We start from the raw sequence: 13,691 nt of genomic DNA, 5'->3' as shown, positions 1-13,691 counted from the left end.
GGGGCTTTATGTATCAACCACCTGTGATGAGATGATTGTTCTGTACCAGTTCATTAAGCGTGGTGTTGACGTTCTCCAGGGTGACAAGGTTGGTGGACTGGTAAGTCCCGCCAGTACCATCGCGGTCTACAGAGATAATGGTGTTCGCTCCGCTGGTGGTGACCTGAACATAGCTCCCAAGCGTAGAGGCCTGATGGTTCCAGCCGGTCAGCAGCTCGTGAATATCGATCTTGTCGCCCTGGGCGGTGGAGAAGTTGGTCCAGTTATCGCTGTTGTTACCTCCTGTCGCATTGTTGGCATTGAGCAGGTGATAGATCAGCGTATCGCCGTAGGCGGAACCGGTGATCACGTCATGCTGCGAGGAGCTGGCCAGCTGAGGGTTCATGTTGATGGTCAGCGTGGCGGTATCCGTATGCCCGTTTTGATCGTTAAGGGTGTAGGTAAAGGTCTCTTTGGTTGTCATCGATGCCACGGTGGTACCCGGCTTCAGCGTGTAGGTGTATGAACCGTCAAGATTCATGGTCAGCGCACCATAATGACCCTGAATCGTCGCGCTGCTGGTGCTGCCCGTCGGATTGAGCGTGGCGGTACTGCCGTTGTAGCCATTAACGGTCAGTAATGTATGGACGGTAGAAAGCTGATCGTGCGCACCCGCCGCATCGCTACCATCAAAAATGTTGCCATTAACGGTGGCGGTGTTGACGTCCCAGGTATTGAGGTGCCAGGTTGTGCCGGTAACGTTGGGAGTGATAGTGACATCGCCAACCGCCAGACCCCCCATCGTCCCCGTGAAGTTCACGGTGTAATGGCCTGCGGTCAGTTCGGCATTACCCAGCGAGACGGCAATTGAACTGCCCAGCAGACTGATGGAGCTGGCGGGAACCGAGCCTGAAAGACTAAATCCGTTGGGGCCGGTAATCGTCCAGGTCACGCCCAATGTGCCAACGGTAATGACTGTTCCAATGTTGAAGTTAAGCGTGGCGCTTTTCAGAACGTCATTTGTGGCAACATCAAACGAACCTGAGCTACTCGCTTTATTCCCCAGCGTGGGGATCGTTGCCGTCCCCAGCGCGCCGCTGCCAAATGCCGCCGAGTCCTGAACGGTATTTATCACCATGATGCTGCTGAGATCATCGACAGCATTCAGCGCTTGCGGGGTTGGGGTGATATTTAACGAGGCGGTGTCGGTATCGCCATTTGACGCCCGTACGGTATAGATAAAGCTGTCCGGCGTTTTAATGCTATCCGCCCCCACGCCGTTTTTCAGGGTATAGGTATAATTACCTTTTGCATCAATGGATAACGTGCCATACAGACCATTGATAGTGGTACTGCCGGTTGAGGAGACAGCCACGCCGTTGACTTCAACGATCGCGGCGTCTGCCGGGGCAATATCGTTCGTCAGCACGTTGCCGGAGGTATTGGCGGTTGTGCTATCCACCACGTAGGTATGATCCTGCGAGATATTGAGCGTGTAACCCGTCAGTGCGCTGATCCCGCTGGCGGTATTGAGGACAAACAGGTACTCACCCCCAGGCAGCGTTATCGTCAACGGCTGTGAGCTGCCGTTCAACAGCAGGGTGTTGATCCAACCTTTTTGCACCCGGTATTGCTCATATTGCTGAATGGTATCGTTGAAGCGGTAGATATAGAGATCAAACGTAGAGGCCAGGGTCACGCCGCCGACCGCCCCTTGCAGCGTCAGCGTGCGTGTTGAACCCTCTTCCACATCAAAGATGATCGGATTGGCCATGTCATCCAGCAGGTTGGCGTTGAGCACGTTGCCAACCCCGACGCTTAATACCGTCAGGCCGTTTTGTACCGATGGCCCATTGTTGACATAGCCGACGCTGGTATCAAATACCACGGCGGCGTTGTTGTCCGCCGCGACCACGGTGCTGGCCGCCGGGGCAGGGCCAAGGTTGATCACCAGGTGCGCCGAACTGCTGTTGCTGCCCTGAGTGATGGTATAGGTGAAACTCTCCTTCTGACCGTATACCGCGGCGCTGGTGTTGGTCAGCGTGTAGGTATAACTGCCGTCCTGGTTGAGATGCAGGGTGCCATATTGGCCTGCAATATCCACCCCGCCAGCGCCCACGGTTGTCGTTTGCCCGTTGGCGTTAGTGACCGATGTGACCGACGTTCCGGTTGGGGTGGTGTCATCAGCCATCACGTTACCGGTGTTGACCGTTGGCCCACTGATAACCCCGGCGCTGGTCTGATGAACGTCAACGTCCAGGCTGGTGTAAGAACCGGTTGCCAGCAGACTGGTGTTATACGTCAGCACCCGATACTGCCCGCCCGTCAGGCCGGTCAGATTCAGGCTGACGCCGCTTCCGTTCAACGTCAGCAGGTTAGCGAAATCCCCGACCGACGTGTTGACGATGGTGGTCCAGGTGCCGAGCGTCGTATCAAACCGCTGTACCACTATCTCCTGGGTGCTCAGCAACGAGAGCACGATGCCCGTGGCGGCGGCATCAATCGTGACGTTCCCGCTTCCACCGTTGGCAATGGTGAACTGTACCTGCGCGATGTCACTCCCCAGGACAGAGGCGACGTTTCCTAATGCGCCGACCAGCAGCAGACCGTAGTCTGAATAGTTCTGTGTACTGGTCGTTGCGGTAGTCGTCAGGGCAAGGCTGGTGACGTTATCGTTAGCCGAAAGGGGGAGCGTCGGGGCCGTAATGGCGAGTGACCCTGACGTATTACCCGCGGCATCGGTTGAGGTTACGCCCAACTGCTGCCCCTCAATTTGTTTGGTGGGTAACGTCAACGACCAGACGCCATTGCTGCCTGCCGTGGTGGTGTAGGTTCCTCCGCCGGGAATGGTCACTGTGACGGTGCTGTTTGCTTCCGCCAGACCGGTAAGCGAGCCGCCATCTGCGCTCAGGGTACCGGATGGCGTATTTGGCGCCAGCGTATCGACAACCACCGTCGCGGCAGTCGATGCCGCGCCTGTACCATTGGCGTTGGTCGCCGTGGCGGTAAAGGCATGCGTGCCCTCAGTCAGGTTGCTGCCAGGCGTGAAGCTCCACGCTCCGCTGGCGTTCGCCGTTGTGGTGCCAAGCAGCGTCCCGTTGTTGTAGATGGCGATCGTGGCATTCGCTTGCGCAGTCCCGTTCAGGGTCGGGAGCGCATCATTGGTGACCTGTCCATTTGCAATAATGCCGGTATAAATGCCGACATCATCCACCACGTTAACGATTGTCGGGGCATCCGGCACGCGGGTGTCCGGAGCGGTGAATCCCGCCGAAACGCCGGTATTGCCCGCTTTGTCCTGGGCAAACGCCAGCAGCGCTTGCCCGCTGGTTTGCGCCGGGGAGAGCGTTACCACAAAGTTGCCCGCGCCATCAGCGGTGGCGGTTCCCAGTACAGTTCCGGTGCCGGAAGTTATCGTCACGGTGCTGCCAGCTTCAGCCGTCCCGGTCACCCGGTTTCCGGTTGCGTTGATCGCAAGACCTGTCGGGGCTGCGGGGGCGAGGGTATCCACCACAATGGACGAGGCGGGAGAAGTGGCGCTCACGTTACCCGCAGCATCTGCGGAGGTCACCGTATAAGCATGGGTTCCCTGTCCCAGCGCCGCTGTGGGTGTCCATGTCCAGCTTCCGCTGGCATTTGCCGTGACGGAGGCGACCAGCGTGCCATTGTCAAAGATATTGACCGTGCTGTTGGCTTCTGCGGTGCCGTTTAGTGTCGGTAAGGTATCGTTGGTGGACTGACCATTACCCACTGCGCCAGTGATATTGGGAACATCATCAATGATGCTGACAATGACCGGAACGAGGGGGGCCGTGGTATCCACCACAACCACAAAGCCGCCGGTCGCCGGACTGATATTACCCGCCGCATCGGTTGCGGTGACGGTTAATGTATGCGAGCCGTCGCTGAGCGCGCTTCCGGGGGTAAAGCTCCAGGCCCCACCGGCTCCAACCGTCGTTGTTCCCAGCAACGAACCGCCATCATATATGCTCACCGTGCTTCCGGCTTCCGCGCTTCCGCTCAGGGTTGGACGACTGTCATTAGTCACCTGACCGCTGGTCAGATTACCGACCACGCCGCCTGCGATATCATCCACCACGGTGGTCAGTACCGGCGCGACCGGAGTCGTGGTGTCGACCGTCAGCGTAAAGCCGCCGGTTGCTGCGCTGGCGTTGCCCGCGGCGTCGGTTGCCACTGCCGTAATGGTATGCGTGCCGCTTCCCAGCGTCGACGTGGCGACGCTCCAGGTGCCGTTGGCCAGGACCATGGTGGTGCCCAGGGCGGTACCATTCTCATACAGGGTGATGGTTGCTCCGGCTTCCCCAGTACCGCTAAAGGTGGGGGTCGGATCGTTAGTGCTTTGTCCATTCGTCAACGCACCCGTGCCAGGCGCCACATCATCGGTCACCAGGGTGATCACCGGAACCAGCGGGGCAGTGGTATCCACCACAAATGTGAAGCTATTCGACGGCGGGCTCACATTGCCTGCCGCATCGACGGCGGTTACGGTGATGACATGATTACCTGTTGCCAAATCGGCCGTTGGCGTATAGCTCCAGTTGCCGCTGCCGTTGGCAGAGAATTCGCTTAACAGCGTGCCGTTATCAAATATGCGGATCGTGGCGTTGGGTTCACTGGTTCCGCTGAGCGTTGGGCGAGTGTCATCCGTAATCTGACCGCTGCTGAGGTTGCCGGTGATGGGACCCTTATCGTCAAAGACCGTCGTCACCGCCGGAGCAACGGGGGCGGTGGTATCAATGGTGAACGAGCGGACATCTGATGCCGGACCCGTGTTGCCTGCAGTATCTGTGGCTGTCGCGGTCAGGTTCCACGAACCCGCGGCAAGCGGTGTCGCCGGGGTAAAGCTCCAGGTGCCGCCAGCCTGAACGAGCGTGGTGCCGACGAGGGTGCTGCCGTTGTAGATTGAGATCGTGGAACCGGCTTCACCGCTACCGGTGATCGTGGGCCTTGTCTCGTTGGTACTGCCGCCATTGGGTACGACGCCAATCACCGGTGCGGTGTTATCCGCAACGCTGGTGATGACCGGCGCGACAGGCGCGGTGGCATCGATATTTACCGTAAACCCGCCTGACAGAGCGCTGGTATTGCCTGCGGGATCGGTCGCGCTGAGCGTCAGGGTATGATTCCCGTCAGGCAGCGGCGTGCCGGGAGTGAAACTCCATGCTCCCGTTCCATCAACAATGGCGGTGCCAATTGGCGTTGTTCCACCGTCCAGCCAGATATTGATGGTGGCTCCGGCTTCTCCGCGACCATTCAGCGTTGGCGTGGCGTCGTTGGTGAGTTGACCACTGACCAGATTGCCCGTGATGCCGGGCTGGTCATCGACCACGGAAGTGAGCGTGGGCACGGCAGGCGGCGTGATATCCACGATGATATTCCACGCGGAGGAGGCGGCGCTGGTGTTGCCTGCCGGGTCGGTGGCGCTTACGGTCAGATTGTGGCTGCCTTCGGAAAGATTACTGGTAACCGTATAGCTCCAGGTTCCCCCGTCTCCCACAACGGCAGTGCCGAGGAGCACGCCATTGTCAAAGACGTTGATTGTCGCCCCCGCTTCCCCTGTCCCATTGAGCACTGGCTGACGATCGTCAGTTGTCTGGCCGGGTAGTACGGAAACGTTCGGCAGATTATTGTCGTCAATGACCGATGTAATGAGCGGAACATTAGGTGCGATGGCATCAATGGTGAGGGTGAAATTGCCCGAAACGGCTCCGGTATTCCCTGCGCTATCCGTCGCGGTCGCGGTGAAAACATGCTGGCTACTACTGAGATTGCTGCCTGGCGTGAAGCTCCAGTTACCGTTTTGATCCACTGTGGTGGTACCCAGCTGATTACCATTATCGAAGAGGGTAATCGTGGCGCCGGCTTCACCGGTACCGTTGAGCGTGGGTTGCCGATCGTTGGTTAACGCCCCGTTAGCCAGCGTGCCGGTTAAGCCGGGGACATCGTCGGTGGCGCTGGTGATAGCGGGCTGGAGCGGGGCCGTCAGATCGACAGTCACCGTGACGGGAGCGGAAAGCCCACCCGTCCCGCTGGCGTTAGTCGCCTGAACGGTAAAATTATACGTCGCTTCGCCAAGCGGGGTGGTAACCGCGAATATCCAGTTGCCGCTGGCATCAACGGTCGCCTGACCTGCACTGACGCCATTGATAAAGACTTCAACCGTGGAGCCGACTTCCGTGGTACCGCGCAGCGTTGGCGTGGTGTCATCCGTTCTGCCGCCCGCGGTGAGAATATTACCCTGAACGCTGCCGATGTTATCGTCAATGGCGCTGATGACCGGCACATCCGGCAGTCCGCTGTCGGAGGCATCAAATGTTGCACCCGCCCCAACGTTCCCCGCGCGATCGGTCGCTGTCGCGGTGAGTTCCCCGCCGTTGGTCTGGGCCGGGCTTAAGGTGACGGAGAATTCGCCGGAATTGTTAGCGGTAGCGGTGCCCACCACCGTGCCTGACGCATTGCGAATTTCGACGGTGGCGAGAGGGTCGGCCAGACCGGAAACCCGGGTACCATCCTCTGCAACAACCTGAATGGTGGGCGCAGGCGGAGGCGTAATGTCTACCGTGATATTGATGGCCGGGGTTTGTGCCGTCGTATTTCCGGCGCCGTCTTCCGCGCTGAACGTCAGCGCATGGGAGTCTTCTGAAAGTACGGGCGTGGTGAAGGTCCATTTTCCATCAATGACGACCGCGGTTCCTGTTGCCGTACCGTTATCGTAAATAGTGACCGTGCTTCCGGATTCACCGGTACCGCTGATGGTTAACGTCTGGTCGTTAGTGAACGAACCATCGACCAGCGTCCCGGTGACCGGAGTGACGTTATCAAGGATTTCCGTCACCACAGGCGGTTGCAGGGGAACGGTGTCAACGGTAAAGGTAAAGGTGTTTGAGGTACCGCTGGTATTTCCGGCGGCATCTTTCGCCACGGCAGTGAGCGTCCAGGTGCCGTCGGACAGGGGACTGGTAACGGGCAGAGTCCAGTTTCCGGTGCCGTCGACAGTGACTTGCCCCAGAATCGTACTGCCATTGAAAAGGGTAATGATGCTGCCGATTTCACCGGTGCCGTGAATTACGGGGGTGCTGTCATCCGTGGTTGCGCCGCTGTTGAAGTTTGACGTGGGATTGCTGTCATCATCGGTCGCAAAACCGATCGTCGGGTCCGTTGGCGCCGTGGTATCGATGGTCAGCGTTACCGGATCGGACGGCTGGCTGATATTACCCGCAATGTCGGTTTCCGTGGTGGTGATGACATAGGTGGTATCCGGTGTTAAGGCGTCAGGCGTAAAGCTCCAGGCGCCGTTATCACCGACCGTGGTCCGCCCAATCTCGACATTGTTGTTGTAGATAATGATGGTACTACCCACTTCACCCGTCCCGCTAAAGGTCGGCGTGGTGTCATTGGTTGCGCCGCCGCTGGCGACGTTGCCGACAACGGGGGCCACGTTATCCGTGACCAGCGGGGCGTCTGGTTGCGCGGGTGGAACCGTATCAATAGTAATGGAGTAGACGCCGGATACCGGGCTGACGTTGCCTGCCGCATCGGTTGCGGTGGCCGTCAGGACGTTTAATCCTTCCGCCAGATCGTTCGCAGGTTGCCAGGTCCATTTCCCTTGTGAATTGACCTGTACGGTGTCCAGTTCGACTCCATTATTGTAAATGGCGATCGTTGCACCCGGTTCGCCGGTGCCGCTCAGAAGCGGAGTCTCCTGGTTGGTAGTGCTGCCGTTGGCCAGGACCACGTTATCTGTGCCAACGACAATGGTCGCAGACAGGATCTGCGGGGCGTTTGGCGCATTCGTATCAACCAGCAGGGTAAAGCTGTTTGATTCCGAACCTTCGTTACCCGCCCCATCGCTGGCCGTTGCGGTAAGGATGTGTTTCCCGTCGCCCAGTGCGGCTGGCGGCGTAAATTCCCAGGTTCCGTCAGCACCGACCGTGGTTTCGCCAATCGGTTTACCGTTGTCATAGAGGGTGATGATGTCGCCTGTGGTACCGCTGCCGGTTAATTGTGGCTGAGAGGTGTTCGTTGACTGATTGTTATCGATAGGGTTGTCGTCGGCATCGAGTGCCCCAAAAAACGCCGGTGCGCCAGGTGGGGTGGTATCAATGGTGATGGTAAATCCGGCGGACGCAGACGTTGTGTTGCCGTTGCTGTCGCTGGCCGTTACCGTGAACTCATAAGTGTCATCGGCCAGCGCCTGCGGGAGGGTATAGCTCCACGTCCCGGTGTTATCGACTGTAATATCCACCACCGGTTGTCCATCACGCATCAAATGAACAATCGAGCCTGGTTCGCCCGTTCCGTTGAGGGTAGGCGTGCTGTCATTGGTCAGACCGTTGTTGGCGACAGAACCCACTATTGCTGGCATATCGTCTGTCACATGGGTGATAGCTGGCATTTGCGGGGACTGCGTGTCAACGACCAGTTCAAATGCGGCTGCCGGGCTGGCATTGCCTTTGGCATCTGTGGCGACAGCCGTTAGCTGATGTTTTCCTTCTCCCAGGCCTGTCTGGGGAGTGAAACTCCAGCTGCCGTTGGGTTGCATCACGGCGAAGCCTAGGGATTGACCGTTATCAAATATCTCCACGCTGGAGCCAGCTTCTGCCGTGCCGCTGAGTGTCGGACGGTTGTCGTTGGTCGTTTGCCCACTGGTGAGAGGTCCGGTATCGCCTTCGACATCATCCAGCACCTGCGAAATAACCGGTTTATCCGGTGCGGTAGTATCCGGTGCGACGGCGGTCTGCGGTGGGCTGACGTTTTTGGCATTATCCGTGGCGGTTACGCTGACGGTTTCTCCATTGGTCTGCGCCGGTGAAACGGGAACGGTAAAGTGACCATCGCCTCCTGTTTTACCCGTACCAATAGTGCTGCCGTCCGGTGCGGTAATGGTGATTGTACTGCCGGGTTCGGCAGTCCCCGTCACGCTGGAACCATCCGGGCTGACGGTTACGTCATCGGGAGCAAGCGGTGCAGTGGTATCCGGCGCCAGCACGGTTGATGGCTGACTTACGTTCTGGGCGGCGTCTTTTGCCGTTGCAGTCAATGCTTCGCCATTGGTTTGTGGTGAGGTCAGAGGGACGATAAATTGTCCGCCAGCGTTAGCGACGCCGGTTCCCAGCACGTTACCCGTGGCATCTTTGATGGTGACCGTGGAACCCGGTTCGGCCTGACCGCTGACGGATTCACCGTCAGCAGCGACAACCAGCCCGGAAGGTGAGGCGGGTGGGGTGATATCCGGAACCTTCAGGCTTTCAACAGGACCGGAATTCGAGGCTTTATCGGTGACCGATATCGTCAGCGTTTCGCCATTGGTTTTCGCCGGGGCGATCGTGATTGCAAAGGTTCCATCGCTGCCTGCCTGACCACTTCCCAGCACATTCCCCTGGCTGTCTTTAATCACCACCGTACTCCCCGCTTCGGTGGAACCCGTCAGGGTGGCACCCTGATTAATCACCTCCAGGTCTTCGAGAACCGGAGGCTGGGTATCAATATCTACTGCGAAGCTGATGGACTGTCCGCTGGTGCCAAAGTTATTCGTCGCGGTTGCGGTAAAGAGGTGATCGCCATCGGGAAGGGGGAGCGATGGGGTGAAACTCCACTTACCGTCACCGTCAGCAATCACCGGTGGGAGTGTGGGCATGGGGACGCCATTGTCATTAATGGTGATAATACTTCCTGGCTCAGCGGTGCCGCTGATGGTCGGCCGGTTGTCATCCGTGGCCTGACCGTTTTTCAGTACCCCGGTCACCGTGCCCACATCGTCCGAGACGGTGATGATGACAGGCTGGGCGGGAAATTGTGAGTTTGAGGCGGTAAATTCATAGGCCGGACCGTTGTTACCTGCCACATCATGGATGTGTGCTTCCAGCGCTTCACCGTGTGTCTTCGCTGGGTTTAGCGTAATGCTGAAGGTGCCATCTTCAGCGGCGACAGCGGAACCGAGAAAATTATTATCCGCATCGTAAATTGATACGGTGCTGCCCGCTTCTGCATGACCCGTGACGGTGGTGCCATCCTTTGAAACCGAATCAACCACGGCGGCGGCGGGCGGGGTGGTATCAACCACGATCGTTGGCGTTGTGGTTAATCCGCTGACGTTTCCAGCTTTGTCGGTTTGCTGGATCGTGAACGTGTGCGAGCCGTCGCTCAGCGCCGCTGTCGGTGTAAAGCTCCAGTGACCGCTGGAATCGACAACGGTGGTTCCCAGAATGGTGGTTCCATCACGAATGGTGATGATGTTTCCGGCCTCACCGATCCCCGAAAGGGTGGGCCTGGCCTCATCGGTACGTTCGTTATTGATGAGTGGGCCGGTAATGGAACCGGTTTTATCGGTGAAAGCATCAAGTTCAGGTGCCTGTGGGGCCTGGGTATCAACATGCAGAATAAAGTGGGTTGATTCGCTGCTGCTGCCTTTAATGTTCGTGGCTATCGCAGTAAAGCTGTGCGCTCCGTCAGTCAGGGCGGTAGTGATGGCGTAACTCCACTTCCCGTTGAGGCCGACCAGGACGGTACCCGTCTCTTTTCCGTCAACGTAAATATGGATCAGCGAGCCGGGACTACCGGTTCCCTGAAGCGTAGGGGTATTGTCATTCGTAAATTGATTATTCGCGACAGTCCCGGTTGCCGGGGCATGATCGTCTACGGCATCGGTAAAGACCGGCGCCCTGGGCAGAGGAATATTAGGGGCGTTGACTCCGGCGGAGGGGCCCACGTTGCCCGCCGCGTCAGTTGCCGTTGCGGTCAGATGTTCGCCGCTGAGTTTTGGGGCGTTAAGATCGATTGTGAATTTGCCGTCGCTACCCGCTTTTCCCTGACCGATAACGTTGCCCTGCGCATCCTTGATGATGACGTTACTTCCTGGCTCTGCCAGACCGGTCAACGTCTTACCATCCGGGGAAACGGCTAATGCGCCTGGGGCCGTTGGCGGAGTGGTATCCTTGCCTGGATTATTGCCTCCCGGATCCGTGCCTCCGGGATCTGTCCCTCCCGGATCTGTACCGCCAGGGTCCGTGCCGCCTGGCGTTGACACACCGGGATTGCCGTTTCCAGAACCATTGTGGTTATCATGATGCCCACCCCCGCCGCCCGACGAGGCGACAGCCGCAATGCCTCCTGCTGCAACCACGCCGCCGAGCACCCACGGCCAGATCGCGCCACCTTCGTGAGAGCCGCCGGAGGCGACCAGCAGGTCGTTAATGCTGGTGATTTGCTCAGAATGCAGGCTTGTACCGGGATTTTCTACCCACCAGAGCGTGCCGTTACCCTCTTCAAGTACCAGTTGACTCGCCCCCTGGTCATTCGTGACATAAAAATTTTTGACCGTGATTGCTTCGCCTGACCGGAGCGTAATGACCAGATCCTGATTGACACGCGTCATCTGGCTGATTTCTTCGCGTGAGACTGACAATTTCACAATGGAAGGGTGACTAATGGTGACCTCAGACGTTTCAAGGTTAGTAGAAACACCTGTCAATTTAGATATAACAGCAAGTTGACGCATAGTTCACTCCTGATGGCTTTGCTATGTGTATTCATTGCAAGAACGATGAGTCAGGGAATAATGAGCAGACGAGTGCTCCCATTCATCGATACGGATGAATTGTCATAAGCGATCTTAATTATTGGTTAATGCTGGCGTTGTTCTCTATTTCGTCGAATAACCTGTGATTTTCGAGGGTTAACTGGTACTTCTGTATTAGATGATATAGTCAGAAAGAAAATTTTCTGCAAATTAAGCAATATTGAAATTAGCGTTAGGATATCTGAATTGTTTCTAGCCTGGCGTTAAACCAGGCAGAATGTTAAGGGGGCGGTTTTGAATCGTATTTTTATCTTATTGATTTTAATGTAACTATGTTCCTCCGGCCAGAAGGGAGAGTGTTTTTTATCATCATAAATAGTGCAGGTATTGCGAGTTGATAAAAATTAAATTTATTTATTTGAAGTCTGTTGATATTCAGCTATAGGGGAGGGGGAAGTCTTTAAAGAATATATTCGTCATACTTCAAGTTGCGGGTGCGTTGGCTTTATTACTCGGCCCATCTCTGGGCCTCGCTGCGTTGCCGCGTTACTCGGTCTTCGGCCTCGCCCCTTCGGGGCCAGCGCAAGCGCTGTTCAAAACGACTACGCGTTTTGTCCCGCACTCGAATTATTTAAAGAATATATTCTTTAATATATTAAATATTCCAGTGATATAATTTAAATGACCATTAAGAATATATTTTTGATTATTAACGCTGAAACAAATAGACCAGCCTCGAAACGGTGAGACTGGTCACAAAACGGCATGAGTGGTGGAAACTTAACGCCCCGCATTTTTCATGATACGGGCTTTGTCGAGCTGCCATTCCCGCTCTTTCAGATCAGAGCGCTTGTCATGCTGTTTCTTGCCTTTCGCCACGCCAATTTTCACTTTGCACCAGGCGTTCTTCCAGTACAGGGACAGAGCAACCACGGTGTAACCTTCACGATTTACGCGACCATACAGTGAGTCCAGTTCGCGCTGGTTTAGCAGCAGCTTGCGCGTCCGGGTTGGATCGCAAACAACGTGTGTGGATGCCACCGCCATTGGCGTGAAATTGGCACCAAACAGATAAGCTTCACCGTCTTTGAGGATTACGTAGCTGTCGCTGATGTTGGCTTTACCCGCGCGCAGGGATTTCACTTCCCAGCCCTGCAGGGCGAGCCCCGCTTCGAATTCTTCTTCGATAAAGTATTCGTGTCGTGCACGCTTGTTGAGCGCGATTGTGGCAGAGCCTGGTTTGTGTGCTTTTTTCTTCGTCATAAGTGTCGTGAAGTCATTGGTAATCTGAGATCGAAAACACCCCATTTCATCCAGTGGGGGACAAGGGACTATCTTAGCATGAAGCAGAAGCTACCCGGTCCCGGTATAGCGTTTTTTTTAATGGATGATAAATGGTATTATTTGTTCGATTTTTGTTGATGGAAATTGCTATGCCTCAGATTAGCCGGACCGCTTTAGTGCCTTACAGTGCGGAACAGATGTATCAGTTAGTGAATGACGTTCAGTCCTATCCTCAGTTTTTACCGGGTTGTACCGGCAGCCGCGTACTGGAATCGACGCCGGAACAGATGACCGCGGCGGTGGATGTATCCAAAGCCGGGATTAGCAAAACGTTCACCACACGTAATCAGCTGACCAGCAATCAGAGCATCCTGATGCATTTGGTCGATGGTCCGTTTAAGAAACTGATCGGCGGCTGGAAGTTTACCCCTCTGAGCCATGAGGCGTGTCGGATTGAGTTTCATCTCGACTTTGAATTCACCAATAAGCTGATAGAGCTGGCATTTGGCCGTATTTTCAAAGAGCTGGCGTCCAACATGGTGCAGGCTTTCACGGTGCGAGCGAAAGAGGTTTACAGTGCAGGCTAAGATTGTTGTTGAGGTGGCGTACGCACTTGCGCAGAGACAGTATTTGCAGCGAGTGACGTTGCAGGAGGGGGCGACGGTAGAAGAAGCAATTCGTGCGTCCGGATTGCTGGAGCTGCGTACGGATATCGATCTCAGCAAAAATAAAGTGGGTATTTATAGCCGTCCGGTAAAACTTACTGATGTGGTTCACGACGGCGATCGGGTTGAAATTTACCGACCATTGATTGCCGATCCAAAAGAGTTGCGCAGGCAACGGGCAGAGAAATCCGCGAACAAATAGCAGACAATAAAAAAGGTGCCAA

General features: G+C 56.2%; 4 protein-coding genes. 2 read left to right on the top strand and 2 right to left on the bottom strand.

Annotation, left to right across the window (positions count from 1 at the left end; translation table 11 throughout):
• Positions 1-13: 13 nt before the first annotated feature.
• Together C3432_RS12700 and smpB are read right to left on the bottom strand one after the other, a co-directional pair.
• Positions 14-11,497, bottom strand: a complete 11,484-nt coding sequence (locus tag C3432_RS12700; RefSeq protein WP_103776995.1) for a BapA/Bap/LapF family large adhesin — start codon at positions 11,495-11,497, stop codon at positions 14-16.
• Positions 11,498-12,298: 801 nt separating this feature from the next.
• Positions 12,299-12,781 carry an SsrA-binding protein SmpB gene (smpB, locus tag C3432_RS12695; RefSeq protein ID WP_090048647.1) on the bottom strand — a complete coding sequence of 161 codons (483 nt, stop codon included), beginning with the start codon at positions 12,779-12,781 and terminating at the stop codon, positions 12,299-12,301.
• Positions 12,782-12,951: 170 nt separating this feature from the next.
• On the opposite strand from smpB, the gene ratA reads away from it, so the two are divergent.
• Both ratA and C3432_RS12685 read left to right on the top strand, forming a co-directional pair.
• Complete coding sequence (ratA, locus tag C3432_RS12690; protein ID WP_219816727.1) at positions 12,952-13,389, top strand: type II toxin-antitoxin system RatA family toxin; 438 nt, start codon at positions 12,952-12,954, stop codon at positions 13,387-13,389.
• Positions 13,379-13,669 carry an RnfH family protein gene (locus tag C3432_RS12685; RefSeq protein WP_103776993.1) on the top strand — a complete coding sequence of 97 codons (291 nt, stop codon included), beginning with the start codon at positions 13,379-13,381 and terminating at the stop codon, positions 13,667-13,669. Before ratA ends, C3432_RS12685 begins: the two co-directional genes overlap by 11 nt.
• Positions 13,670-13,691: the final 22 nt, after the last annotated feature.

It is taken from the genome of Citrobacter amalonaticus, assembly GCF_002918555.1.
Lineage (GTDB): Bacteria > Pseudomonadota > Gammaproteobacteria > Enterobacterales > Enterobacteriaceae > Citrobacter_C > Citrobacter_C amalonaticus_A.
Note: the sequence above shows the minus strand (reverse complement) of the source record. Positions and strands in the feature narration are given on the sequence as shown.

Coding starts and splice junctions, on each gene's coding strand:
- C3432_RS12700 (WP_103776995.1), bottom strand. CDS start 11,497: ATGCGTCAACTTGCTGTTATATCTAAATTGACAGGTGTTTCTACTAAC.
- ratA (WP_219816727.1), top strand. CDS start 12,952: ATGCCTCAGATTAGCCGGACCGCTTTAGTGCCTTACAGTGCGGAACAG.
- smpB (WP_090048647.1), bottom strand. CDS start 12,781: ATGACGAAGAAAAAAGCACACAAACCAGGCTCTGCCACAATCGCGCTC.